Source organism: Streptomyces sp. NPDC004752, from assembly GCF_053601275.1.
Genome location: NZ_JBSGBN010000076.1, coordinates 13,771 through 37,811 on the forward strand (window position 1 = coordinate 13,771; position 24,041 = coordinate 37,811).

21 protein-coding genes and 1 pseudogene are annotated in these 24,041 nt (G+C 73.1%); 8 read left to right on the forward strand and 14 right to left on the reverse strand.

What is annotated here, in order from left to right; translation table 11 throughout:
- Positions 1–3: 3 nt before the first annotated feature.
- The 11 genes from ACWEKM_RS28160 to ACWEKM_RS28210 form a co-directional block, all read right to left on the reverse strand.
- A complete protein-coding gene (locus ACWEKM_RS28160) occupies positions 4–396 on the reverse strand; it encodes a hydrogenase maturation nickel metallochaperone HypA/HybF (protein WP_451624045.1) in 393 nt (130 codons plus the stop codon).
- Positions 397–559: 163 nt separating this feature from the next.
- Positions 560–661 carry a DUF6893 family small protein gene (locus ACWEKM_RS28165; RefSeq protein ID WP_451624046.1) on the reverse strand — a complete coding sequence of 34 codons (102 nt, stop codon included), beginning with the start codon at positions 659–661 and terminating at the stop codon, positions 560–562.
- Positions 662–671: 10 nt separating this feature from the next.
- Positions 672–1,205 (reverse strand): hydrogenase maturation protease, encoded by a 534-nt coding sequence (locus tag ACWEKM_RS28170; protein WP_451624047.1) that lies wholly within the window; start codon positions 1,203–1,205, stop codon positions 672–674.
- Positions 1,202–2,623 carry a hypothetical protein gene (locus ACWEKM_RS28175; RefSeq protein ID WP_451624048.1) on the reverse strand — a complete coding sequence of 474 codons (1,422 nt, stop codon included), beginning with the start codon at positions 2,621–2,623 and terminating at the stop codon, positions 1,202–1,204. Before ACWEKM_RS28175 ends, ACWEKM_RS28170 begins: the two co-directional genes overlap by 4 nt.
- Complete coding sequence (locus tag ACWEKM_RS28180; RefSeq protein ID WP_451624049.1) at positions 2,620–3,294, reverse strand: DUF6084 family protein; 675 nt, start codon at positions 3,292–3,294, stop codon at positions 2,620–2,622. Before ACWEKM_RS28180 ends, ACWEKM_RS28175 begins: the two co-directional genes overlap by 4 nt.
- Positions 3,291–3,950, reverse strand: coding sequence for a DUF5947 family protein (locus ACWEKM_RS28185; protein ID WP_451624050.1), 660 nt, complete (start codon positions 3,948–3,950; stop codon positions 3,291–3,293). Before ACWEKM_RS28185 ends, ACWEKM_RS28180 begins: the two co-directional genes overlap by 4 nt.
- Complete coding sequence (locus ACWEKM_RS28190; RefSeq protein ID WP_451624051.1) at positions 3,947–4,510, reverse strand: hypothetical protein; 564 nt, start codon at positions 4,508–4,510, stop codon at positions 3,947–3,949. The genes ACWEKM_RS28185 and ACWEKM_RS28190 overlap by 4 nt, the downstream gene beginning before the upstream one ends.
- Complete coding sequence (locus ACWEKM_RS28195) at positions 4,507–6,291, reverse strand: nickel-dependent hydrogenase large subunit (RefSeq protein WP_451624072.1); 1,785 nt, start codon at positions 6,289–6,291, stop codon at positions 4,507–4,509. Before ACWEKM_RS28195 ends, ACWEKM_RS28190 begins: the two co-directional genes overlap by 4 nt.
- A 109-nt stretch (positions 6,292–6,400) precedes the next feature.
- Complete coding sequence (locus ACWEKM_RS28200; RefSeq protein WP_451624052.1) at positions 6,401–7,489, reverse strand: NADH-quinone oxidoreductase subunit B family protein; 1,089 nt, start codon at positions 7,487–7,489, stop codon at positions 6,401–6,403.
- Between the two features lie 64 nt (positions 7,490–7,553).
- Positions 7,554–9,320 (reverse strand): hydrogenase maturation protein, encoded by a 1,767-nt coding sequence (locus tag ACWEKM_RS28205; RefSeq protein ID WP_451624053.1) that lies wholly within the window; start codon positions 9,318–9,320, stop codon positions 7,554–7,556.
- 405 nt (positions 9,321–9,725) lie between these two features.
- On the reverse strand, positions 9,726–11,264 hold the full coding sequence (locus ACWEKM_RS28210) for a helix-turn-helix domain-containing protein (protein WP_451624073.1): 1,539 nt from the start codon (positions 11,262–11,264) through the stop codon (positions 9,726–9,728).
- A gap of 740 nt (positions 11,265–12,004) precedes the next feature.
- Between ACWEKM_RS28210 and ACWEKM_RS28215 the strand changes: the two genes are divergently transcribed.
- The 3 genes from ACWEKM_RS28215 to ACWEKM_RS28225 all read left to right on the forward strand — a co-directional run bounded on the left by ACWEKM_RS28215 (position 12,005) and on the right by ACWEKM_RS28225 (position 14,863).
- Positions 12,005–12,625, forward strand: a complete 621-nt coding sequence (locus ACWEKM_RS28215) for an L-threonylcarbamoyladenylate synthase (RefSeq protein ID WP_451624054.1) — start codon at positions 12,005–12,007, stop codon at positions 12,623–12,625.
- A 143-nt stretch (positions 12,626–12,768) separates the two neighbouring features.
- Positions 12,769–13,524, forward strand: coding sequence for a dienelactone hydrolase family protein (locus tag ACWEKM_RS28220; protein ID WP_451624055.1), 756 nt, complete (start codon positions 12,769–12,771; stop codon positions 13,522–13,524).
- 139 nt (positions 13,525–13,663) lie between these two features.
- Complete coding sequence (locus ACWEKM_RS28225; protein WP_451624056.1) at positions 13,664–14,863, forward strand: glycoside hydrolase family 64 protein; 1,200 nt, start codon at positions 13,664–13,666, stop codon at positions 14,861–14,863.
- Between the two features lie 58 nt (positions 14,864–14,921).
- Here the strand turns inward: ACWEKM_RS28225 and ACWEKM_RS28230 are convergent, their stop codons facing one another.
- Complete coding sequence (locus ACWEKM_RS28230; protein ID WP_451624057.1) at positions 14,922–17,315, reverse strand: M4 family metallopeptidase; 2,394 nt, start codon at positions 17,313–17,315, stop codon at positions 14,922–14,924.
- A gap of 459 nt (positions 17,316–17,774) precedes the next feature.
- Between ACWEKM_RS28230 and ACWEKM_RS28235 the strand changes: the two genes are divergently transcribed.
- Positions 17,775–18,803 (forward strand): LLM class flavin-dependent oxidoreductase, encoded by a 1,029-nt coding sequence (locus ACWEKM_RS28235; protein WP_451624058.1) that lies wholly within the window; start codon positions 17,775–17,777, stop codon positions 18,801–18,803.
- A gap of 1 nt (position 18,804) precedes the next feature.
- On the opposite strand, the gene ACWEKM_RS28240 is transcribed toward ACWEKM_RS28235, so the two are convergent.
- Together ACWEKM_RS28240 and ACWEKM_RS28245 are read right to left on the reverse strand one after the other, a co-directional pair.
- A complete protein-coding gene (locus ACWEKM_RS28240; protein WP_451624059.1) occupies positions 18,805–19,779 on the reverse strand; it encodes a TauD/TfdA dioxygenase family protein in 975 nt (324 codons plus the stop codon).
- A 219-nt stretch (positions 19,780–19,998) separates the two neighbouring features.
- The gene (locus ACWEKM_RS28245) at positions 19,999–20,523 is read right to left on the reverse strand and encodes a MarR family winged helix-turn-helix transcriptional regulator (RefSeq protein WP_451624060.1); all 525 of its coding nucleotides are present in this window, start codon (positions 20,521–20,523) and stop codon (positions 19,999–20,001) included.
- A gap of 211 nt (positions 20,524–20,734) precedes the next feature.
- Between ACWEKM_RS28245 and ACWEKM_RS28250 the strand changes: the two genes are divergently transcribed.
- The 4 genes and pseudogenes from ACWEKM_RS28250 to ACWEKM_RS28265 all read left to right on the forward strand — a co-directional run.
- A complete protein-coding gene (locus tag ACWEKM_RS28250; protein ID WP_451624061.1) occupies positions 20,735–21,277 on the forward strand; it encodes an SH3 domain-containing protein in 543 nt (180 codons plus the stop codon).
- Between the two features lie 192 nt (positions 21,278–21,469).
- Positions 21,470–22,270: a DUF2690 domain-containing protein gene (locus ACWEKM_RS28255; RefSeq protein ID WP_451624062.1), complete on the forward strand. Its 801-nt coding sequence runs from the start codon at positions 21,470–21,472 to the stop codon at positions 22,268–22,270.
- 458 nt (positions 22,271–22,728) lie between these two features.
- Entirely contained in the window at positions 22,729–23,682 is a 954-nt protein-coding gene (locus ACWEKM_RS28260) for an ATP-dependent DNA ligase (RefSeq protein ID WP_451624074.1), read from the forward strand.
- Positions 23,683–23,721: 39 nt separating this feature from the next.
- Positions 23,722–23,985: pseudogene (locus ACWEKM_RS28265) on the forward strand (NPP1 family protein); the annotation flags it as partial.
- Between the last annotated feature and the right edge of the window lie 56 nt (positions 23,986–24,041).

A 24,041-nucleotide genomic window follows, 5' to 3' on the forward strand; every position in this document is an offset into this window, starting at 1 on the left:
GGTTCAGCGCTCCTCGCTCGGTTCACGGGTGGATGCCGACGTCGTGCCGTCCTCCCAGCGCACCGCGACGATGCGCAGTTCGCGGCCGGACAGCAGGTCGGCGGTCGCGCCCCGGCAGCGCGGGCAGCTCAGCCGGGGCGGCATGCCGACGGCCCATTCGTGGTCACAGGGCGCGCAGCGGGCCCGTCCGGGCACCGTGTCGGCGACCAGTTCGGCGCCTTCCAACACGGTCCCGGCGCAGGCCAGTTCGAAGGAGAAGGTCAGGGCTTCCGGTACGACGCCGGCCAGTTCGCCCACCTGGAGCCGTACCGAGCGCACCGCGGTGACGTCGCCGGCCCGTTCGGCCGCCTCCGCCACCTGGTCGATCACCGCCAGCGCGATGGACATCTCGTGCATCTGTCTCCGTCCCGGCGGGCCGTGCGTGCACCGAGCGCGGGGCGTATGTGCGCGAACGGCCGCGTCCCATTAGAGGCGCGGGGTGCGGAGCCGGTGGCCCGGCACGCCGCCGGGTCGGGCCGCGTCCGTCGTTTGCCGCAGCGCGCCTCGCCGGGGCCTGTCGTCACATGCTGCGGATGCGCAGATAGCGCCGGAGGTCGGGCAGCGACTGCACGACGAGCGCGACGGCCACGGCGGCCAGGGCGCCGAGGACGATCTTCTTCATGGGTCTCTCCTCACTTCGCGGCTTCGCCGGCCAGCGGACGTGGCTCGGGGGACGCGCCCAGCAGGTCCTCGACGAGCTGGACGGCCTGCGGCACGGCGTCGGACACGGGCCCGCTCAGCCCCATCCGCTCGGCCACACATGCGGGTTCGCAGCCCACGACGAGGGTGCGGCGCGGTGGCCGTCCGCCGGTGCCGGCGCACAGGGTGCCGAGCAGGGCGAGCACGGCGTCCGGGGTCATGCGGTGGCCGTCCAGCGGGGCGCCCGCCGGGTCGGCCGTGGGGACGCTGTCGTGCTCGATGATGTAGAGGGTGCCCGGTGGTCCGCCGCGGGCGGTGGCGTCCACCAGGATCAGGGTGTCGTACCCGTCGAGGAGTTGGTAGGCGAGGTGCACTCCGCGGACCCCGACGTCCACGACCTCGACATGGCGGGGCAGTGGGCGGCCGGCCAGGACGCGGGCGGTCTCCACGCCGAAGCCGTCGTCGCCGAGGAAGACGTTCCCGATGCCGGCGACGAGGACCCGGCCGGTCGCGGGGCGCGCGCTCATGCGCCGTCCTCGGGCCAGGCGAGTTCGTCCGGTTGGAAGTACAGGAAGCGGCCCTGTGCGCGGCGCAGGTCGGCGCCCGGGTCGCCGTCCAGGGTGACCGCGATGTGCACCACGCCGTCCACGTCGTGCAGCACGGCCTCGACCGTCGCGGTGCGCCCGTGCAGGAACAGGTCCTGGGCGTCGGTGCGGCGCGGCCCGGGGCGCAGCACGAGGCGGCTGCCGACGCCCGCCGGCCGGCCGGCCACCAGGACACTGTCATGGTCGGGGTCGAACCCGGCGTCACCCGCCGGGTCCCACCACGGGGTGTCCGGCCGCGGCACACCGTGCTCGTCGGGGAATCCGGTCCCGGTGGCCGGGCGGGTCACCTCGCGCAGGCCGCGGACCGCGCCGTGCAGGCGTTCCAGCACCTCGGGCGGCATGGAGTCGGCCAGGTCGATCACGGCGGCGGCCCGCTCGTCGGTGCCCCGCGCCTCGCGCTTCTCCTCGTCGGTGAGGGCGGCGGTGCGCAGCGCGAGGATCTCGTCGATCTCGGTCGCGTCGTAGAGCGTGCCGGGGCTCTCGGGGGCGATGGCCGGGTGGTCCTCCAGGATGATCGGCGAGGACAGCACCACGTCCGCGCGGCCCGGTTCACCGGCCAGGACCGGCCAGGTGTGCAGATTGCGGCAGGCTGCGACCGCGTCCCTGGCCCACTGCGGGGGGTCGGTCATCGACAGGAACGATCCCCCGTCCACGGCCATGAGGAGGTGGGCGGCCACCAGGGAGCGCGGGAGTGCCGCGTCGCGGTCGGCGGCGTGGCCGTCCGGTGGGGTCCAGTCGTCGGTGTTCTCGACGACGGCGGTCAGCCGCACGACCCGGTAGGGGCCGTCGAGTTCGCGGGCCGACAGCCGCAGTCGGCCGGTCAGCGGCTCGTACCGGTGGACGGTCCGGCCGGCCGGTACGCCCGCCGGGTCCAGGACGGTCTCGTGCTCGGTGCCCGCGGGCCGCTCGAAGGGGACCGTGACGTCCGCGGCGAGGAGGTCGGCGACCGGTACGACCGCCTCGACGCGTTCCTCGACCCCCTCGTCCCAGGGGACCAGCACCCGGTCCGCCAGGCGCAGTTCCGGGACGGTCTCGAACCGGCCGTCCGCGCAGGCCCGTTGGACGGTGCGGCGGCGGGCGCGCAGGAAGCGCAGTTCCACGGCGAGGGTGGCGCCGGCCTTGGGCTCCAGCAGGCACTCGGTGTGCTGGAAGGCGTGTTCCTCGCGTTCGGCGCCCCAGCCGGGCGGCACCAGCACACCGAACTGCCAGCGCAGCCGGTTCTTCGCGGCGGAGGCCCGGTAGGGGTAGAGCACATAGCCCTCGAAGAGGACGGCGTCGGCCACTTGCCGGGCGAGGGCCAGGCGCGCCTCGGTCTGCGGGGCGAACGCGGTCACGCTCACGAAGCGGTCCTTCCGGTCGTGCTGGTGAGGGCGGATCCCGGTGCGGGCGCGGCCTGGGCGAGCAGGTCCCGTACGGTCGCCTCCCAGGAGGGCAGGGCCCGGCGCGAGCGGTGGGCCAGCAGGGCGTCCATGGTGGCGCGGGGCAGCCGGATCCAGCCGCAGCCGGGGAAGTGCTGTTCGACCATCTCGCGCCAGGTCGTGACCGGCATCCGGAAGGTGGCCTCCCGGTCCCAGGGGACGGGTTCGACGCGAAAGCCGCCGGCTCCGGTGAACGCCGTTCCGGAGAACAGCATCAGCAGCGGCACGTCACCGCCGTCGAGCGCGGCGAGGTAGCGGGTGGCGGCGATGTCCATGTCGTAGGTGCAGGGCACGACGATGTCGGTCTCGGTCTCCCGGGTGAAGCCGGGCACCATCAGCGGGACCTGTGCGAACTGCACCGGTTGCAGGGTGCTGCCCCAGCGGGACGGCTCGCCGAACAGGTCCACGAGCCCGTCGCTCTCGGCGCGGTCGTAGCCGCGCCGGGCGGGTTCGATACGGATCTGGCAGCGCAGCGCCAGGGCGTGCACGGGCTCGTCGCCGGGCGTGGTGACGCGCAGCCGGAACACCAGGGTCGGCCCGGCCGCGTAGCGGTCGGCGCGCACCCCGGTGCAGGTGAAGGAGAGTTCGGTCATGGCCGGTCCTTTGCGGTGACGGGCCGGGCCCGGTGCTCGATGTCGGCGAAGAACGCGTCCAGAGCGGCCCGGGCGTCGGCCCCGCCGTCGAAGCCCTGCCACAACAGCCGCATGCGGCCGACCAGTCCGTAGCAGAGGTCGATCGGCACCAGGTAGCAGGCGCAGCCGTCGTCGGTGCGGCGCAGCAGCAGTGCCTCGACGTCCGGTTCGAGCAGTCCGGCGAGTGCGCTCTCGCCGAGGACCGTGGTCCATGCCTCCGGTTCCAGTTCGCTCTCGGTGGCGCCGGCCGGGCTCGGGTAGAGGGCGACGAGCCGGTCGAGGGCGGTGTTGCGGAAGAGGAAGGCGACGCCGACCGGGATGCGCAGGGTGTCCCAGGCGCGGTCGTCGAGGCGGTGGCCCGGGTCGGTGAGACAGCGGGCGGGGACGGTGCGGAAGCGGCCTGCGGCGGCGCCCGGCCGTTCCATCAGCAGGAAGCAGGCCGGGCAGGCGCAGACCAGGGACCGCCGCTCGGTGTCGACGAGGTGGCGGTGGTCCGTGTCCGCCACTGGTGTCGCGCACAGTCCGCAGCGTTCGGGCTCGGCGGGTCGTTCGGTCAGGAACCGGCGCAGGCCGCGGCCCGCCCGTGCCGTCGGGGCCGGGGCCGGGGTCACGGTCATGCACCGGCCCCGGGGCGGGTGCCGATCTGCAGCAGCGCGGGCTCCCTGGGGCTCGGCTCGGTGCGCACCTCGACGGCCGTGACCTCGGGGGCGAAGCACGAGAGCGTGTCCTCGGCGGCCCGTCGCACGTCCGGTGCGCCGTCGGCGCAGCCGCAGCCCCCGCCGGACGAGGCGCGCAGCCGCAGCGTTCCGGTCGCCTCGTCGAAGCCGAGTACGGTCAGGTCGGCGCCGCCGCGGCCGACGCCGGTGACGCCGTCGATGCCGTGCAGGGCACGGTCGATGCGGGTGTTCAGGTCCTCGGGGTGCAGGTCGTGCAGGAGCAGCAGGCTCGCGACGAGTTCGTCGCCGAGCAGGGCCTCGGCGCGGCGCCGGTCCTCGGGGGCCGACAGCAGTTCGAGGATCCGGGCGAGTCCCGCGCCGTAGAACTCCATGAGGCAGCGCACGAGTTCCTCGGCCGCGGCGACGGCGGCCGGGTCCGCGGTGGCGGACAGCCGGTCGAGCACCTCCTCGATGCGCCGGCCGGCCCGCTCCGCGTGCGCGGGTGTCGTGGTGGCGCTCATCCGCCCAGTCCGCTCAGGCCGGTGGGCACATGCATCTTCTCGACGGTCCGGCCGTCGCCGACGTACATGTGGACGCCGCACGGCAGACAGGGGTCAAAGCTGCGCACGGCGCGCATGATGTCGATGCCCTTGAAGCTGTCCGGCGGGTTCTCCTCGAAGATGGGGGTGTTCTGCACGGCGTCCTCGTAGGGGCCGGGCGTGCCGTAGGGGTCCCGGACGCTGGCGTTCCACGGGGTGGGCGGGTACGGGTGGTAGTTGGCGATCTTGCCGTCGCGGATCACCATGTGGTGGGAGAGGAGGCCGCGGACCGCCTCGGAGAATCCGACGCCGATGCTCTCGTCGGGGACCTCGAACTTCTCCCAGGTCCGGGTCCGTCCGGCGCGGACCTCTTCGAGGCCCTTCTCGGCGAAGTGCAGGGCGAGGGCCGCGGTGTATGCCTGGAAGTAGCTGCGGGCCCGGTTGCGTTCGAGGGCGTTGCTCCACTTCGGGATCTTCCACTCGAAGGTGGTCTCGGGCCGGGTCATGGTGCGCGGCAGGTTGATGACGACGCTGTGGCCGGTGGCCCGCACCCCGCCGGTGTCGACCAGGCCGGCCAGGGCGGTGGTCCACAGCCGGGCGAGGGGGCCGCCGCCGGTGTCCAGGGCGAGGTGGTCCTTGCCGTCGAACCAGCGCGGCGACATCACCCAGCTGTACTTGTCGTCGAAGTTCCGCTTCTGCGGGGCGGGGATGGTGTGCTGGTTCCAGGGGTGGCGCGGGTCGACCGGGTTGCCGAGCGGGTCGTGCGTGACGAACTGTTCCTTGCCCTGCCAGTCCTCGTAGTAGGAGCTGCCCAGCAGGATGCGGATGCCCAGGTTGATCTCGGTGAGGTCGGTGGTGATGAGCTTGCCGTCGACCACGATGCCCGGGGTGACGAACATCCGCCGGCCCCAGTCCGTCATGTTGGCGTAGGTGAAGTCGCAGTACTCGGGGTCGTTGAGCGCTCCCCAGCAGCCGAGCAGGACGCGCCGCCGGCCGACCTCCTCGTAGCCGGGCAGGGCCTCGTAGAAGAAGTCGAACAGGTCGTCGTGGAGCGGGACGACGCGCTTCATGAACTCCACGTAGCGCATCAGGCGGCTGAGGTAGTCCGTGAAGAGCTGTACGGAGGCGTTGGTACCGACGCCGCCCGGGTAGAGCGTGGAGGGGTGCACATGGCGGCCCTCCATCAGGCAGAACATCTCCCGGGTGTAGCGGCTGACCTGGAGTGCCTCGCGGTAGAAGTCGCCCTCCATGGGGTTGAGGGACCGCATGATGTCGGCGATGGTGCGGTAGCCGTGCTCCGCGGCGTGCGGCGCCTCGGTGCGCTCGGCGAGTTCGAGGACGCCCGGGTTGGTCTCCTTGACCATCTTCTCGCAGTAGTCGACCCCGACCAGGTTCTCCTGGAAGATGTTGTGGTCGAACATGTACTCCGCGGACTCGCCCAGGTTGATGACCCATTCGCCGAGGTGCGGGGGCTTCACGCCATAGGCCATGTTCTGCGCGTACACCGAGCAGGTGGCGTGGTTGTCGCCGCAGATACCGCAGATGCGGCTGGTGATGAAGTGGGCGTCGCGTGGGTCCTTGCCGCGCATGAAGACGCTGTAGCCGCGGAAGACGGACGAGGTGCTGTAGCACTCGGCGACCCGCTTCCGCTTGAAGTCGATCTTCGTGTGGATGCCCAGGCTGCCCACGATCCGGGTGATCGGATCCCAGGACATCTCGATCAGGCCGCTTCCGTCGCGGGCCGCCTTGGTCGTCGGTGCCATCGTGTCAGTCATGCCCTTCTGCGAGCGGGAGGTGCCGGGGATGCGAACGGGTCGGGGACGGGGGCGGGCCGCTGGTGGTGGTACCACGGCGGTCGGTACCTGGTGGTGGTCACCACGGCGGCCGGTACCCGGTGGTGATCTTGCGGCCGGTGTGGCGCCACTTGGGCTCCTTGTCGACGGTCTGCTGGGTGACCTGGCGCAGTCGGCGCACGACCGCGCCATAGGCGCCGCTGGCCTTGGTGGACAGGGTGGCGCCGGGGGGCTGGTCCATGAACGGCATGAACTTGTCGGGGAAACCGGGCATGGTGCAGGCGATGCAGATGCCGCCGACGTTCGGGCAGCCGCCGATGCCGTTCATCCAGCCCCGCTTGGGCACGTTGCACTTCACGACGGGGCCCCAGCAGCCGAGCTTCACGGAGCACTTGGGCGAGTCGTACGTCTCGGCGAAGTCGCCCTGCTCGTAGTAGCCGGCCCGGTCGCAGCCCTCGTGCACGGTGACGCCGAACAGCCAGGCCGGGCGCAGCTTGTCGTCCAGGGGGATCATCGGGGCGGAGCCCGCCGCCTGGTAGAGCAGGTAGGTGAGGGTCTCGGCGAAGTTGTCGGGCTGGATGGGGCAGCCCGGGACGCACACGATGGGGATGCCCGCCTTGGACTTCCAGTTCCAGCCGAGGTAGTCGGGCACGCCCATCGCGCCGGTCGGGTTGCCCGCCATGGCGTGGATGCCGCCGTAGGTGGCGCAGGTGCCGATGGCGACGACCGCGAGGGCCTTGGGCGCGAGCCGGTCGATCCACTCGCTCGTGGTGACCGGCTGGCCGGTCTCCGGGTTGTCGCCGAAGCCGCACCAGTAGCCCTCGGGCTTGATCGCCTCGTTGGGTACGGATCCCTCCACGACCAGTACGAAGGGGTCGATCTCGCCCCGCTCTCCCTTGAAGAACCACTCGATGAACGTGTCGGCGCCGCCGACCGGACCGCATTCGAAGTCGATGAGGGGCCAGTGCACCTCGATCTTCGGCAGCCCCGGCAGCACGCCGAGTGCGATCTGTTCGATGCTCGGCTGCATGGCGGCCGTCAGCGAAACCGAGTCGCCGTCGCAGCTCAGCCCGGCGTTGATCCAGAGGATGTGGATCGTGGGCGTCTCGTCGGCGGACGTGCCACCGGCGTGCGTCGTCGCGGCACTGCTGGGCGTGGCCGGAGTCATGGGACCGCCTCCTCGGGGAGGTAGGGGACGAAGGCAGACATATCGACTGCCACGTTTCTTGCTATCAGGCGTCCGCGGGCGATGAGAGGTCGGCGCGGTCCGTTCCAGTGACGCGGGCTCCGGGCCGCCCGCCCGGCTCCGTACCGGCGCGCGGGCCGGTGGCGCGGGCTAGATATGGCGGTGTGCCGGACGGGCGCTGTTTGCGTACGAAGGCCCGGCGCAGCGCGTGGTAGGGGGCGTCCGGGTCGTCGAAGGTGCGGCGCATCCGGTCCAGTTCCCGCGCCCGGAACAGGGACAGCGGCTCCACGGACTCCTGGCGGTCCAGTTCCGCCTTCTTGGCCGCGAGCCGCGACGGCGTCCCCGGCATCGTGGCGAGCCGGGCCGCCAGCTGGGCCGTCCGTGCGGCGAAGTCCCCGGGCCCGCACTCGATCACCCGGTCGACGAGGCCGGCCCGCAGGGCGCCCGCGGCGCTGATCGGCAGGGCCTGAGCCATCAGTCGCTCGGCCGCCGCTCCCACCCGGCGGGGCAGCGAGTACGTCCAGTACTCCGACCCGTACAGACCCATGAGCCGGTAGTGCGGGTTCAGCACGGCTCCGGAGCGGCACCAGACCTCGTCGGCCGCGAGGGCGAGCGGCACGCCGCCGGCGGCGGCGTTGCCTGCGAGGGCGGCGACCACCAGCCGGTCCGTGGTGGTCAGGACGGCCTCGACCAGGTCGTCCATGGCGTTGATGTTCGCCCAGGACTCGGCGGCGGGGTCCGGGGCGGCCTCGATGACGCCGAGGTGGATGCCGTTGGAGAAGAAGTCGCGCCGGCCGCCCAGCACCAGTACGGCGGTGGGGCGGGCGCACGCCTCCCGGTAGGCGGCGAGCAGGCGCCGGCACTGCGCGGTGCTCATGGCGCCGCCGGGAAAGGAGAACTCCAGGAAGCCGACGTCGCCGTCCTCCCGGTAGCGGACGTCGCTCCAGTCGCAACTGTCGGCGTCCGCCGTCGGGGCGGGCGCGAACTCGGGCAGAGCGGGCAGCCGGTCTCCGAGGGCCGTCACCGCCGGCAGCTTCACCGCGGGCGGCTGCCCCGGGACCCGTCTGCGACGCAGTTCGGGGATCCACACGGCGCCGTCGGCGGTGGCCCGGCAGACCGCGCCGGTCCGGGTGGCCAGCAGGGCTCCCGGCGCGCCGTGCAGCCGGTACTCGGGGTGGCCGCCGTGCAGGTACCACTCCTCGCCGTACAGGACGTCCAGTACACCGGGCCGCGAGTCGGCGGCCCGCAGCTTGCGCAGGACGTCGAGGGTGGAGTCCGCGGCCCAGTCGATCCGCCGGACGCTCTGGTCGAGGTAGGGCCGGGTGCGCCCGCTCCCCTGTGGCAGGGGCCGGTGGGTGCCCGAGGCGAAGCGTTCCACGGCGCACAGGACGGCGGCCAGCGCGGCGTCGGCGATCTCGCCCCGGTACAGGTCGCTCTTGGCCACCGGGGGCAGCGGGCAGTCGGCCGTCGCCCACACGGCACCGGCGTCCATCTCCTCCTGCGCCTGTAGGACCGTGACACCCCAGTCCTCGGCGCCCTCGTGGATGGCCCAGTCCAGCGAGGAGGGGCCGCGGTCCCCGAGCGGGCCGGGGTGCACGATGAAGCAGGGCCGCACCGTCCATACTTCGCGGGGGATCGCCGTCGTCAGCATCGCGGCGATGATCAGGTGTGGGTCGTGGCGGTCGACGGCCTCGGTCAGACGGTCGCCGGGGAGGGCGAGTTCCACCGCGACGGTGTGTCCGCCGTCACGCAGTTCGGCGTGGACGCGTTGGGTGAGGCTGTTGAAGGCGCTGGCCACGAGCAGGATGTGCACGGTGATCTCCCGGCGGTGTTCTCCCGGCGGACAAGGGCGCGGGCCCGTCGGCCCGGCCGATGCGATCGTCGGACATCCACCGCTCGGCTCCCGGTCACCGGGCTGCCGGGGTCACCCGAAAGCGGGCGACGGCACCGCCACCCGGCCGCTTGCGGGGACCCGGCACCGATCGGCCGCCCGAACCCGTCCTCGGCTCAACTGGCGTGCCACGTGCGGGACTTCCGGCGTTACGCCCGCAGAGCGGCGGGTCTTGCGCGCCGTCGCCCGGGCCGACCGCAGGGAGTGGAGCGGACCGTGGGGGCGCGACCGGTCCCCCGTTCCGGTCGGGCCCCCACCGAGTTCGAACCTACGTGCGCGATAGGCCGTGGGGTATCGCGCCGGTGCCCGCTGCGGCGCCGCGAGGACTCACCCGTGCACAGCCGAGTCCGATTGGCCCTGTTTCGTACGGCGTAGAACGGGCTCGGCGAGATCGCCGACCACCAGGTGGGCCAGGACGACCTCGTACAGGTCGCTGCCCGAGGCGAGGAGTTGGCGTTCCAGGACGGGTTCCGCGCTGCGGACGTGCTCGCGCACGGTCTGGGCGTGCACACCGAGGTCCTGGGCGGCCCGTTCGGCGTTTCCGCCGGAGCCGATCCAGGCACGCAGGGTGCCGCGCAGGTCCCGTCCGTCGTGGGTCAGCCGGCCGAGGAGGTCATGGGCCCAGGCGCGGATCGCGGTCCCGGCGAGCAGTCCGCCGAGCCGGACGGCGGGCGTCCCGGCGGACACGCCCGGTGTGCTGGGCACGGCACAGCCCGCCTGGGTGTTCAGCGCGAGGTGGACGGTGGCGCGGACGGCGAGGTCGGAGAAGTCGGTGTCCAGCAGCGTCTCGACGCGGTCCATCCGGGCGCGGACGGTATTGCGGCTGACGCCGAGCACCTTCGCCGCGCTGACCGCGGTGTACTCCAGGCCCAGCCGGGTGGTGGCGAGCAGTTCGGCCCGGGTGTGGTGGGGCAGGGTGTCGAGCGGGCGCAGCACGTCGGCGGACCAGATGCGCAGGGCGCCGGGGTCCATCAGGGTCTCCGGATGGGTGCGTTCGGCGTAGACGGCCGCCTGGTCGGGGCGGAAATGGGCGACGGCGAGGGCGCTGATGGCCTGACCGTAGGCGAGGGAGGTCCGGGCGAGGCTCTGCCGGACGCTGCCGCCGAGATAGGTGCCGGGGCGGTCGTCGACGAGCGGGCGCAGCCACTCCCCCGCCGCGGCGGCGGGGCTGAGGACGATGATGTGCCGGTCCATCGCGGGGCAGCGCACGACGAGGGCCCGGCCGCGGGTCGCCTCGATGCACTCGTCGATGAGCCGGTCCCGTTCCTCGGCGGCCCCCTCGACGACGTACACGCTGGCGGTGTCGGTGTCGAGCAGTCCGGGCCACAGGCCCGCGGCGACCCGGCGGGCCGCGACGGTGTCCTCCACCATCAGCAGTTGCAGGATCGCCAGCCGCAGGTCGGCGGTGGCGCGTCTGAGCCGCCGCCCGGCGGCGGTCAGTTCGCGTTCGCGCAGCAGGAGTTCGACGATCGGGGCGGTGCGGTTCACGATCTCCGCGCTCCGCCGGTCGAACGGGGTGGCGCGGGCCACGGCCAGCACGGCCGTCGACTCCCGGAACGGTCCGCGGTGGCGCACCGCGACCAGGCGGACGTGCCGCCCGTCGTCCGCCACCGCGGCGGACGAGATCCGGCCGCTCAGCACGTCCGCGACCAGCGGGGCGGCGAGCGGCACCGGGTCGCCCGCGAGTACCGCTCCGGCGTCGTCGCGTACGCAGACGGTGCCGTCCACGTTCCGCGCGAGCCAGTCGACGACGCGGCCCAGATCTCGTCCGGTGGACCGCAGCTGGTCGAGGAGTTCCCCGGCCCAGGCGGCGTCCTCGCCGTGCGTCCTCAGTGTGTGCGGGCCCTCGTCCGCCAGGCCGGCCATCTCGCGCTTCTCCCCGTCCATGCCGTCGACCTCGGTCTGTGGAGAGGGACGCTACCCGACGCACGGCCCGGATTCCGGCGGCCGCCCGCCGCCCACCGGCCGACGTCGGTCTCCGTCGGCGGTCCCGGGGAACGGACCGCCGACGGAGGGAGCCGACTCGGGGCCCGGGGGGGGGAGGGGCCCGAGCGGCTTGTCCTTCGGCTTCCCCGACGGGCGCGGGTCATGCCTGTGAACGCGGGCCGTCCGCGGGTACGGTCCGCCTCGGGCGCAGCCCCGCGGCGCAGCCCGATCGTGGCAAACCCCGCGCCCAGCAGGCACAGCACGCCGGTCACCGACACGGCTGTGTACGGGCGTTCATGAGACGGGCCGTGTACGGGCGTTCATGAAACGCCTTCCGCACACCACCACTCCCCGCCCACACCCCCGCCGCACCTCACGTCCGCACAGACCCACACCCCGACCGCGCGCTCACCCACTCTCACCCACACGACACGAACCGACCGCTCACACGCCGACTCAGCCCCCCACCCACGCGGCTCCCCGCACACACCGCCGAGCACCGGCGCCCCCGCCGGACCTCCCGGCCGCACAAAGCACACCCACACCCCGACCACCCGGCACAACACCCCCACCGCACATCCCCACACCCCCCGCCCACACGACACGAACCGACCGCTCATACACCGCGTCGGCCTCCCGTCCGCGCGGCGGCCGTCCGTGTGACGGCATAAGCTCGGCGGATGGCGAAGTACTTCGACGTGCACCCCGAGAATCCGCAGCCGCGCGGCATTGCCCAGATCGCCGACGCCGTGCGCTCGGGTGCCCTCATCGCGTATCCCACCGACTCCTGCTACGCCCTGGGGTGCCGGCTCGGCAGTCGTGACGGCATGGACCGGATCCGTTCGATCCGCCGCCTCGACGACCGGCACCACTTCACCCTGATGTGCCGGGACTTCGCGCAGCTCGGCCAGTTCGTCCGCGTCGACAACGACGTGTTCCGCGCGGTGAAGGCCGCCACGCCCGGCAGCTACACCTTCATCCTCCCGGCGACCAGGGAGGTGCCGCGCAAGCTGCTGCACCCCAAGAAGAAGACCGTCGGCGTGCGCATCCCGGACCACGTGGTCACCCAGGCGCTGCTGGCCGAACTCGGCGAACCGCTGCTGTCCAGCACGCTGCTGCTGCCCGACGAGGACGAGCCGCTGACCCAGGGCTGGGAGATCAAGGACCGGCTCGACCACGTGGTGGACGCGGTGGTCGACTCCGGGGACTGCGGCACCGAACCGACCACCGTCGTCGACTTCTCCGGCGGCGAGGCCGAGGTGGTGCGGCGCGGAGCGGGCGATGCGACCCGCTTCGAATGAGCTTCGGAGGAGCCCGGAGGAGCACCCGGTCCGCCGGTCCGAACCCGCTGCGCGGGCGCGGATCCCGCGTGACAGCATGGCTCGGACACGTACCGCCGAGGGGCGCCCCGCTCCCCGACGCCCCCGCTGGGAGGTCCCCCGCCATGACCGCCGTACAGGGAACGACCGTGGACATCGCGACCGAGGACGGCATCGCCGACGCCTATCTGGTCCATCCCCGTGACGGGCGTCCCCGTCCGGCCGTCCTGTTCTACCAGGACGCGTTCGGGCCGCGCCCGCATCTGCGGTCGATGGCCGAGCGGCTGGCCGCGGCCGGCCACACGGTCCTGCTGCCCCATGTCTTCTACCGGCATGGACCCGCGCCCGTCGTCGAGTTGCCCGAGTTCATCGACCCGGCCCAGGACCCGGCCATCTGGCAGCGGATCGGCCCGATCATGCAGTCGCTCACGCCCGAACTCGCGATGCGGGACGCGGGCGCCTATCTGCGCTTCCTCGCCGACAGCCCGCTGGTGGCCGACGGCCCGGTCGCGGTGATCGGCTACTGCATGGGCGCCCGGCTGGCCCTGCTCACCGCGGGCACTTATCCGGACCGGGTCGCGGCGGTCGCCGGGTTCCACGGCGGGCGGCTCGCCACCGAGGACCCCGACAGCCCGCACCTGGTCGCCGAACGTATCACCGGCGAGGCGTACTTCGGCCACGCCGACCAGGACTCCTCACTGCCCCCGGAGCAGATCCGGCTGCTGGAGGACGCGCTGACCGCCGCGGGCGTACGGCACCGGTGCGAGGTCTACCCGGGCGCCCACCACGGGTACACGCAGGCCGACACCCCGGCCTACGACCGGGAGGCGGACGAGCGGCACTGGGCCGCGCTGCTCGACCTGCTGGAGCGCACCTTCTGAACCGCGCCGTGGGTGCCCGTGACACCGCGGGCGGCCACGGACTTCGCCCACCACATTGACATGCACGCGTCCTGACGCAACGCTGCGAGCGCACTCAGAAAGGTACGGACCAAGCCCCGACCCCACACGGAGGTGGAGAGTGCTCGTACCACGCACGCGCCCCGCGCTGTCCCTGGTGGCCGCGACCGCCCTGGTCGGCGGGCTGCTCGCGCTCGGCGCACCAGACCGCGCCGACGCCGCGGTGCCGGACACGATCGCCCTGACGGTGACCAACAACTCCGGGCGTACCGACCCGGTGTACCTCTACGACCTCGGCACCCGGCTCGCCACGGGACAGCAGGGCTGGGCCGACGCGAACGGCACGTTCCACGCCTGGCCCGCGGGCGGCGACCCGCCGACTCCCGCCCCGGACGCGGCGATTCCCGGCCCCGCCGCAGGGCAGTCGATGACGATCCGGATCCCCAGGTTCTCCGGCCGGATCTACTTCTCCTACGGCCAGAAGCTGGTGTTCAAGCTGACCACCGGCGGTGTCGTGCAGCCGGCCGTGCAGAATCCCGGCGACCCCAACCGGGACATCCTCTTCAACTGGTCCGAATACACGCTCGACGACGCGGGGCTGTGGCTCAACAGCCCCCAGGTCGACATGTTCTCCGTGCCGTACGCGGTCGGCGTGCGGCGCGCGGACGGGAGCGTGGCCACCACCGGGCACCTCAAGCCGGGGAGCTACAAAGGGGCGTTCGACGCGCTGCGCGGTCAGCCGGGCGGCTGGGGCGGGCTGGTCCAGACCCGCTCGGACGGCACGGTGCTGCGGGCGCTCTCGCCGGGGCACGGCCTGGAGACCGGTGCGCTTCCCGCGTCCGTCCTGGACGACTACGTGGGCCGGGTCTGGGACAAGTACGCCACGTCGACGCTCACGGTCACGCCGTTCGCCGACCAGCCGCACACCAAGTACTACGGCCGGGTCTCGGGCGGCGTCATGAACTTCACCGACGGCTCCGGCACGGTGGTGACAAGCTTTCAGAAGCCGGATGCGGACAGCGTGTTCGGCTGCCACAAGCTGCTGGACGCGCCCAACGACGCGGTGCGCGGCCCGATCTCCCGCACGCTGTGCGCGGGATTCAACCGGTCCACGCTGCTGAGCAACGCCGATCAGCCCGACCACGACCCGGCCGGCTTCTACCAGGACGGGGTGACGAACCACTACGCCCGGATCGTCCACGGGCGGATGGCCGACGGCAAGGCGTACGCGTTCGCCTTCGACGACGTCGGCAACCAGGAATCGCTGGTGCACGACGGCGCCCCGCAGCAGGCGTACCTCACGCTGGATCCGCTCGGTTGACGCGGGCGGCGCCCCGCACGCGGAGCGGTTCCGCGTGCGGGGCACCGAGGGGGGTGCGTCAGCCGGTCGTGACAGCGGTGTCGTCCACCACGAAGCTGGTCCGGTACAAGGAGTCCTCCACTCCGGAGAACTTCAGGGTGACCGTCGAGCCCGCGAAGGAGGACAGGTCGAAGGTCTTCTGGCCGTAGCCGGAGGCGGCGTTGAGGTTCGAGTAGGTCGCCAGGGTCGTCGAACCGGCGGTCACCGTCAGCTTGTCGTACTGGGTGCTGGTGGTGGTCTCCGCGGTGTCGATGTGCAGGTAGAAGGTGAACGTCGCCTTGCAGCCCGCCGGGATGGTCACCGACTGGGACAGCGTGTCGGTGTGCGTGCTGCCGTAGCCGTTCAGCCACGCCTTGTACGAGCCGGTGCGCGCGGCCTGACCGCCGGCGTTGGTGATCACGCCGCTGGACGCGGTCCAGGTGGTGTTGCCCGACTCGAAGCCCGGGTTGCCGAGCAGCTGGGCCGAGGCGCAGCCGCCGCCGCTGGAGGTCACCGTCCAGGTGAAGGCGGCGGTGCCCTTCGCGCCCGTGGAGTCGGTCACCGTGACGGTGGTGCTGGAGGTCCCTGCGGTGGTGGGCGTGCCGGAGATCAGGCCGGTCGAGCTGTTGACCGACAGGCCGGCCGGCAGTCCGGTCGCGGCGTAGGACAGGGATCCGCCGTTGGTGCTGCTCGCCGATATCGGGAGGTTCACGGCGGTGCCCACGGTGGACGTCTGGTTGCCCGGGTCGGTCACCGTGACCCCGTTGCCGGGCGGGGTGATGTGACCGCCCACGCCGATGCCGGCGAAGGCGTTGCCCACCCCGGCGTACTGGGTGGAGGTCGTGCCGTACAGGGCGGCGGCCGCGTCGAGGGCGGCGGTGCGGGCCCCGGCGTAGTCGGTGCTCGACGTCATGTACGTGGTGAGCGCCTTGTACCAGATCTGCAGGGCCGCGGCCCGGCCGATGCCGGTGACGGCCACGCCGTCGGCGGTCGGGCTGTTGTACGTGACGCCGTTGATGGTCTTGCTGCCGCTGCCTTCGGAGAGCAGGTAGAACATGTGGTTGGCCGGGCCCGAGGAGTAGTGCACGTCCAGGCTGCCGATGCCCGAGTACCAGTTGTCCTTGGACGCCCCGTCCTTGCTGGGCTTGTCCATGTAGCGCAGCGGGGTGCCGTCACCGTTGATGTCGATCTTCTCGCCGATGAGGTAGTCGCCGACGTCGGAGGCGTTGTCGGCGTAGAACTCCACGCCGGTGCCGAAGATGTCGGAGGTCGCCTCGTTCAACCCGCCGGACTCACCCGAGTATTCGAGGCCCGCGGTGTTGGAGGTGACGCCGTGGCTCATCTCGTGGCCGGCCACGTCCAGCGAGGTCAGCGCGTGGGTGCCGCCGGAGCCGTCGCCGTAGGTCATGCAGAAGCAGCTGTCGTCCCAGAAGGCGTTGACGTAGTTCGTGCTGTAGTGGACGCGGGAGTAGGCGGCCACGCCGTCGTTCCTGATGCCGCTGCGGCCGAAGGTGTTCTTGTAGAAGTCCCAGGTCTCCTGGGCGCCGTAGGCGGCGTCGGCGCCGGCGGTCTGGGTGTGGGACCCGGCCCCGGTGCCCCAGACGTCGTCGGCGTCGGTCATCAGGGCGCCGGTGCCCGAGGTGCCGTTGTTGAGGCTGTAGGTCTTGTGACCGCCGCGGGTGGTGTCGTACAGCTGGTAGGTCGAACCCGACAGCGTGGTGCCCAGCGTGACGGTGCCGCTGTACTGGGTGTTCCCGGTGCCCGTCCTGATCGCCTGGTACCGGTGGAGTTCCCGGCCGGTGCCGGCGTCGGTGATGACGTGCAGCTCGTTGGGGGTTCCGTCGTCCTGGAGGCCGCCGACCACCGTCTCCCAGGCGAGCCTGGGCGTGCCGCTGCCGGCCCAGATCACCTTGCGGGCGCCGTCGGTGGTGGGCTGTCGTGCGTCGAGGGCGCGGGCGGCCTTGAGCGCCTTGGTCTCGGCGGCCGATTTGGTGAAGGCCGCGGTCGTGGAGGCCACCTCGATGGTGCGCTCGGTGTTGAAGGTGGTGTTCACCGTGCCGACGGCCAGGGAGGCCGGCGGGGTGTGCACGACGAGGTCGCCGCCGAGCACGGGGAGGCCGTCGTAGGTGCGCTGGTAACGGGTGTGCAGGGTGCCGTCGTTGTCCTTGACGACGTCCTTGACGACCAGCTTCTCCTGGGCGCCGAGGCCGAGGGAGCGGGCCGTCGGGCCGGTCTTCTGCTGGGCGTCCTTGATCAGCGCGTGGTGCTGGGACGGGGTGAGCCTGGCCTCCAGGCCGCCGGTGCGCAGCGGGCTGGGCTGGGGTGCGGCGGGCCGGGCGCCCGCCGGGACGGCCTGGATGCCGACGGCGAGGAACGCGGCGGCGGCGACCAGCGCGGCTCCGACCGTGGTCCGTCTGTGGGGAAGGGGTCTCACTCGTACTCCTCCTGCTGCGGCCGCCGGGACGCGGCCGGTGACAGACCGGGCAGACGGGATGTGCTGTCCGGGAAGAGCTGAGCTGTGCGGGACCGTGCCCGTGAACGGGACGTGCGGGCCCTGTGTGGGGGGTGAGGAGAGAATTCCAGCTTTGACTGGTCCATGTCACTACGGCGCGGTCATTCGAGGGTTTTCCCTATCCGCGGGTCCCGCAGGTCAACGGCGCACGCGGGACACCCCTGCCCTTGCGCGGCCGGCCCCGGCGGCAGAGCGCCCGCCCCGGGGTGCGGCCGGGCACGCACCGGCGGCACCCTGCGGGTCGTCGGCCCGGCGACCGCCCTCAGGAACTCGACCCGCCGGTCGGGAACGAGGTCACCGTCGCGCCGCACCGATCACACGCCCGCAATGTTCGCCTGCCACAATCGGCACGGAACTGACGTACGACCGCCGGAGGAGCCCGTGCCGCCCACTCCCCGCCCGCTGCGCAAGCTGGGCTTCCTCACGATCGGCCTGTTCGACGCGGCCGATCCGGGCCGGGGCCACGAGTCCACGCTGGAGATCATCGAGCTGGGCGAGCGGCTGGGCTTCGACAGCGCCTGGGTACGCCACCGTCATCTGCAGTACGGCATCTCGTCCCCGGTCGCCGTGCTGGCGGCCGCCTCGCAGCGCACCAGCCGGATCGAGCTGGGCACCGCGGTCATCCCGCTGGGCTGGGAGAATCCGCTGCGCCTCGCCGAGGACCTGGCGACCGTCGACGTCCTGTCCGGCGGCCGCCTCAACCCAGGGGTGAGCGTGGGCCCGCCGATGCACTACGACCAGGTGAAGGACGCCCTGTACCCGGACACGGCGCACGCCGAGGACTTTGGGTACGAACGGGTGCGTCGGCTGCTGGACTTCGTGCGCGGCAAGCCCGCCACCGGCTTCGGCGGGGTCGAGGGGTTCGAAGTGTTCTCGGAGGTGGTGCAGCCGCACTCCCCCGGGCTCGGCAACCGCCTCTGGTACGGCGGGGGCAGCCTGCGCTCGGCGCGCTGGGCGGGCGAGCACGGGATGAACTTCCTGACGAGCAGCGTCGTCAAGGCCGAGGATCCCGAGGAGAGCCGGGACTTCGCCGAGATCCAGCTGTCCCACATCCGGGAGTTCCGCGCCCACCACCCCGACGGCGACGCGGCCCGTGTCTCCCAGGGCCTGGTGGTGATCCCCACCGACTCCGCGACGCCCGGGCAGCGCGCGAAGTACGCCGAGTACGCGGCGCGGCGCCTGCCCCGCACGGCCTCCCCGCAGGGTCCGGCGCGACTGCTGTTCGCACCCGACCTGGTGGGCAGCTCGGCCGAGATCGCCGAACGGCTGCACGCGCACGCCGCGTTCCGTGAGGTCGACGAGGTGGCGTTCGCGCTGCCGTTCAGCTTCGAACACGAGGACTATGTGCAGATCCTCACCGACATGGCGACCCTGCTGGGCCCGGCGCTCGGCCGGCCGGCCACCGCCTGACTCACCAGCGGCCGGGTTCGGTGCCGGTGACCGGCTCGGACGGCCTGCCGTCCACGCCCACCGGCACCTCACCGGCCAGCATGACCCGGTGCATGGTCCGCGGGAAGTCCAGGTGGGTGTTGTCCGACGGCGCGAGATGGATGGTGGCCCGGTTGTCCCAGAAGGCCACGCTGCCCGGCTCCCAGCGGAAGCGGACCGTGTACTCGGGTCGGACCGCCTGGGCCAGCAGCAGCTCCAGCAGCGCCGCGCTCTCCGGCCGGGAGACGTCCACGATCCGTTCGACGTAGTAGCCGTTGACGTACAGCACCCGCTCGCCCGTCTCCGGGTGCACCCGCACCAGTGGGTGCACGGAGGCCACCTGATGGTCCAGCAGATGGCGTAGATAGGCGTCGTCCTTCGGGCGGGACTGGTAGCCGACGCCGAGCCGGTGCTCGGCGCGCAGGGTGTCGACGAAGGCACGCACCGGAGCGGACAGCCCGGCGTAGGCGGCGGCCAGGTTGGACCAGGTGGTGTCGCCGCCGTACGGCGGGACGGTCTCGGCCCGCAGGATCGTCGCGGCGGGCGGGTCGATCCGCGCGCCGTGGTCGCAGTGCCAGCCCCGCAGCAGGGTGTGCCGACGCCGTTCCAGCCACTCCTCGTGCTCCATGCCGAACCGGCCGCCCAGCTCCAGCCGGTCGGCGGTGGTCTCCACCGCCGGGTGGTCCGGGGGCGAGGCGCTGCCGCGCCGCCCAAGGACAACGGGCTCGCCGAAGCGGCGCGCGAACGCGACATGGTCGGCGTGGTCCAGGTGCTGGCTGCGGAAGAACACCACCTTCCGGCGCAGCACCGCCTCCCGGATCAGGGCGACCACCGCGGCGTCGAGGTCGCCGGCCAGGTCGACGCCCGTGATCTCGGCTCCGATGTGCCCGGCGACCGGTCGCACCTCGACCCCGGCCACCGGCTCCGCCCGCCGCCCCGTGCCCCTGTCCGTCGTCATGTCCCCGTCCCGCCCGTCCAGTTGGTCACCGCTGACCCTATCCGTCGTATCGGGCCCGGACGGTGCGGCTCTTGCCACAGGCGCGGGTGACGGGGCCGGTCCCAGCGCCACGGGCCCTGGGGCTGGTCCCGGCGTTACGGGCCCATGGGCGAGCGGTTCGGACGGCCGCCGCGGTGTGCTCTTCGGGGCCGGGACCGGGCACGCCGGGGTGGCGGCGCGTCAGGCCGGGGCCTGCGAGGTGCCGCTGCCCTCGGCGGGCTCACCCTCCGCGGCGTACGCGAGGAAGTCGTCGACCATGCGGTGGAAGAGGGTGGCCAGCTGTCGCAGCTCCTCGGGTGTCCAGTCGGCGAGGGCGATCTGCATGCCCCGGACCCCGGCGTCCCGGACCCGGCCGACGGCCTCCCGGCCGGCGTCGGTCAGCTCGATCCGCTGGGCCCGGCGGTCGTCCGGGTCGGGGACGCGGCTGACATAGCCGGACTTCTCGAGTTGCTGCACCGTGCGCGTCACATGGGACGCCTCGACGCCGAGCCGCTGGGCCAGCTCCCCCGGTCGCAGCGGCTCGGTGTCCACCATCCGCCGCAGCAGCGCCACCGCGGCGCGGTCCAGCGGAACCCCGGCCAGCGCCATCAGCCGGTCGTGCTGCCGGGCCCGGGTGCTCAGGTACGTGATGCGCGAGAGCGCGCGCTCGATCTCTACGACCTCCGCGGAGGCGGCGGGAGCGCCGGACAGCGGTTCTGTGGACATGCGCGCCACACTACCATATCGTTGCGTAACTCAATTAATTCGCCAGGTCCGCACGAGCCCCGGCCGTCCCGCCACCGACGGGCGGTCCGTCCCGGGCACGTCCCGGGCGTCCCGCGGGACGCGGGAACGGCATTCCGTCCGATCGTCACGGAAACGCTGGCTGTCGTGATCACGGCTCGTGGTCACGAGAGTCGACAGCCCGGAGGTTTCCATGATCCGACGGACCGTGAAGAGCGGCCTGCTGGCGGCGGTCGCGGTGCTCGCGCTCCTGCCCACGGCGGCCTCGGCCGCCGATACGGGCGAGGCCGCACCGCTCCCCGCGCCGGCCACCGTCGCCGAGGCCGCCCTCCCGTCACAGCCGCCCGCCGCCGCGCGGCACGCCCCGGTGAGGCATCGCGCCACGCACCGGCGGCACCACCTGCACCGGACCACGCACCGCGTGCACCGCACTACACACCACACGCACCGCACCACGCACCGGGCGCACCACGTCGCCCGGCAGGCCGCGTACCGGCACGGCCTGGTCACCACGGGACGGGTGGCCACCCGCCATGCCCGGCTGAACGTCCGTTCCGGCCCGGGCACCGGTTACCGCGTGGTCGGCCACCGGCACACCAACCGGCTCGTGACGATCACCTGCAAGAAGCACGGTTCGCGGGTGCTCGGCACCCGGACCTGGTACCGGCTGGCCCACCACACGGGCTATGTCTCCGCGCACTACGTACGGGTCGGCACCGCCGTGCCCTGGTGCTGACGACCCCGGCCCGCCGCACCCCCTGACCACCGAAGGCCCGTTCGGGAACCTCGCGTTCCCGCACGGGCCTTCGATCTGTCGCCACCTCACCCATCTCCTGCCGCACCCCGGTTGGGTCGCGTCCCGGCCGGGAAGCCATTGCGACATCAGGGGCGAAGTGCCCATAGCGGAAAAGGAGTCGAGGAACGCACCATGCGGCAGCCGCCACCCCCCGGACCCCCTTCACCCGACGAGCCGCTGGCGGTGCGGCTGCGCGCTCTGAAGGACCGTACGGGACTGAGCCTGGCGGCGCTGGCCGCCCGCACCCCGTACAGCAAGTCCGCCTGGCACCGGTATCTGACCGGCCTTCAGCGCCCGCCGCGCTCGGCCGTCGAGGCACTCGCCCGGCTCGCCCACGCCGACCCCGGCCCGGTCGTGGCCCTGTGGGAGGCCGCCGACGGCCCGCCGTCGTCCTCGCAGGCACCATCGGCGGCCAGCCGGCTCCGCCCGGCACGGCCGCGGTTGCCGCGGCCGCCGCTGTCGGTGCTCGCGCTGCTGACCGTGGCCGTCGCGGCGGCCGCCGCCTTCGCGGTGTCCGGCCGACCCGGGCCGCAGGAGGCGCAGAACGTCATGGCGTCCCCCCGCTGCCAGGCCGCGTCGTGCCGGGGCGCCCTGCCGGACGCGTCGGCGTGCGCGCGGGACGCGCGGACCGAAAGCGCCGTCTCGGACACCGGGTACGACGTACGGCTGCGCTACTCGCCCGCCTGCGGCACCGCCTGGTCGGAGGTGCGGGTGCGCTCGGCGCGGGCCCGGGAGGTGTCCGTGCGGGCCGGCCAGGACCTGCTGTCGGCGACCTATTCGGCCGCGGACTCCGCCGGGTACACCAGTCCGATGCTCGCGGTGCCCTCGGCCCGGGGCGTGGAGGCGTGCGCGGAGGTGGACGGCAGACGGGCCTGCACGGGCCTGGACGCCGACGAGTCCGGCGAGGGCGCGGACCCCATGGCACGGCGGTGAGCGGTCAGCCGGTGGCGAGCGGTCAGCCGGTGGTGAACGGCTCCCGCCGCGTGCCGCCCCCGGCCGAGCGCCGGGCCGACTGCCGGGCCGGGGACCGTTGCCAACTCCCGGGCCGAGGGCCCGGCCGGGGACCGTTGCCGACTGCCGGGCTGAGCGCCGGGCGGGCTCGCCGGGCCAAGACCGCGACGAAGTCGCGTCGGCATCACCCCCGAAGTCGTCGCGCTCCGCGAACGGTTCGCGTGGCCGGTCGGCGACCGCGGGTCGTCGCCCGAGGCCGACGGGGCTTCGGGGGTGCCCAACTCGTCTCGGCGGCAGGCCAGTCGGGGTCACCGGGTGTCGCCGCGCACGGTCCGCCGGAACGGGCCCGTTCAGGGGAACCGGCGGGGAAAGGCGCGTGAGCGCGCCGGGTGTGGTCGACACCTTCTGCCGTGACCGCGACCCTTGCGACGATCCCGCCGATGCTCGCCACCCCCGGCACGCTGCCGCCCGCCGCCCTGGACACCCGGTGGGCCTACGAGACGAAGCAGGACGGCCAGCGCGTCATGGCCTATCTGCCCGGCGACGGCAGCGTGCTGCTGCGCGCCCGCTCGGGCGAGGACATCACCGGCGCCTACCCCGAACTGCGCCCGCTGGGCGCCGCGCTCGGCGCCACGCCCGCGATCCTGGACGGAGAGGTGCTGGCCCTGGACGACCACGGACGCGCCGACTTCCAGTTGCTGCAGAGCCGTATGGGCCTGGCGCACGCCCCGGACCGGGCGGCGCGCCGGGCGGCCCGGGTCCCCGTCCACCTCGTGCTGTTCGACGTGCCACACCTCGGCCGCCCGCTGCTCGCGCTGCCGTACGCGCGGCGCCGGACGCGGCTGGAGGAACTGGGGCTCGACGGTCCCCACTGGTCCACCCCGGCCGCCGTGGTCGGGCACGGCGCCGAGGCGCTGCGGGCCACCCGCGAGCACGGTCTGGAGGGGCTGGTGTGCAAGCGGCTGGACTCGCGGTACGAACCGGGTGTGCGCTCCCGCGCCTGGATCAAGATCCGCAACATGCGCACCGCGGACGTCGTCGTCGGCGGCTGGCTGCCGGGCAAGGGGCGGCTCACCGGCCTGCCCGGCGCGGTGCTCGTCGGCCAGCGCGCGGCCGGCCGACTGCGGTACGTCGGCGGGGTGGGCACCGGCTGGAACGAGGCCGAGCGGGCGGAGCTGGCCGCGCTGCTGCGGGCCGCCGAGACCGGTGTGTGCCCCTTCGACCCGGTCCCGCGGATCGCCGGGGCCCGTTGGGTGCTGCCCCGGCTGGTCGGCGAGGTCGGCTACCGCACCCGTACCCGGGCGGGGCTGCTGCGCCAGCCGTCCTGGTATCGGCTGCGGCCGGACCTCACGCCCGAGGAGTCGGCCGCCGACCTGCCCGACGACGCCGTGTGACGGTAGTGCCGGGAGCCATGTGTCGGGCGGGCTCCACCCAACACCAACAGCTACTCGTACTGGCGCCGCACGTGCAACAACGGCTGGTGCCCGGCCTGTACGGCCTGTACGTCAAGAAGGACCAGGCGCTCGCCGGCACCTCGGCCGCCGCAAGGACGGCATCAGCATCAGCACCCACTGCTTCCGGCCGGTCGGCCGACTCCGACGACGAGCCGCCGGAGAACCACAGGGCAGGGCACCGGGCAGTACCCGCCGCTGGTCGGCCGACACGGCCACCCGGCGGGGCTGCGCGACAAGTTGAGCGGACGGGCATCGCGCCGACGCCGCACGAGCGTTGGACGTCCGCGGGGCCGACGGTC

What these genes read in the sequence shown, in the direction of transcription:
- ACWEKM_RS28160 (WP_451624045.1), bottom strand. Translation starts at nt 396, where the DNA reads ATGCACGAGATGTCCATCGCGCTGGCGGTGATCGACCAGGTGGCGGAG.
- ACWEKM_RS28165 (WP_451624046.1), bottom strand. Translation starts at nt 661, where the DNA reads ATGAAGAAGATCGTCCTCGGCGCCCTGGCCGCCGTGGCCGTCGCGCTC.
- ACWEKM_RS28170 (WP_451624047.1), bottom strand. Translation starts at nt 1,205, where the DNA reads ATGAGCGCGCGCCCCGCGACCGGCCGGGTCCTCGTCGCCGGCATCGGG.
- ACWEKM_RS28180 (WP_451624049.1), bottom strand. Translation starts at nt 3,294, where the DNA reads ATGACCGAACTCTCCTTCACCTGCACCGGGGTGCGCGCCGACCGCTAC.
- ACWEKM_RS28185 (WP_451624050.1), bottom strand. Translation starts at nt 3,950, where the DNA reads ATGACCGTGACCCCGGCCCCGGCCCCGACGGCACGGGCGGGCCGCGGC.
- ACWEKM_RS28190 (WP_451624051.1), bottom strand. Translation starts at nt 4,510, where the DNA reads ATGAGCGCCACCACGACACCCGCGCACGCGGAGCGGGCCGGCCGGCGC.
- ACWEKM_RS28195 (WP_451624072.1), bottom strand. Translation starts at nt 6,291, where the DNA reads ATGGCACCGACGACCAAGGCGGCCCGCGACGGAAGCGGCCTGATCGAG.
- ACWEKM_RS28200 (WP_451624052.1), bottom strand. Translation starts at nt 7,489, where the DNA reads ATGACTCCGGCCACGCCCAGCAGTGCCGCGACGACGCACGCCGGTGGC.
- ACWEKM_RS28210 (WP_451624073.1), bottom strand. Translation starts at nt 11,264, where the DNA reads ATGGCCGGCCTGGCGGACGAGGGCCCGCACACACTGAGGACGCACGGC.
- ACWEKM_RS28215 (WP_451624054.1), top strand. Translation starts at nt 12,005, where the DNA reads ATGGCGAAGTACTTCGACGTGCACCCCGAGAATCCGCAGCCGCGCGGC.
- ACWEKM_RS28220 (WP_451624055.1), top strand. Translation starts at nt 12,769, where the DNA reads ATGACCGCCGTACAGGGAACGACCGTGGACATCGCGACCGAGGACGGC.
- ACWEKM_RS28240 (WP_451624059.1), bottom strand. Translation starts at nt 19,779, where the DNA reads ATGACGACGGACAGGGGCACGGGGCGGCGGGCGGAGCCGGTGGCCGGG.
- ACWEKM_RS28245 (WP_451624060.1), bottom strand. Translation starts at nt 20,523, where the DNA reads ATGTCCACAGAACCGCTGTCCGGCGCTCCCGCCGCCTCCGCGGAGGTC.
- ACWEKM_RS28250 (WP_451624061.1), top strand. Translation starts at nt 20,735, where the DNA reads ATGATCCGACGGACCGTGAAGAGCGGCCTGCTGGCGGCGGTCGCGGTG.
- ACWEKM_RS28255 (WP_451624062.1), top strand. Translation starts at nt 21,470, where the DNA reads ATGCGGCAGCCGCCACCCCCCGGACCCCCTTCACCCGACGAGCCGCTG.
- ACWEKM_RS28260 (WP_451624074.1), top strand. Translation starts at nt 22,729, where the DNA reads ATGCTCGCCACCCCCGGCACGCTGCCGCCCGCCGCCCTGGACACCCGG.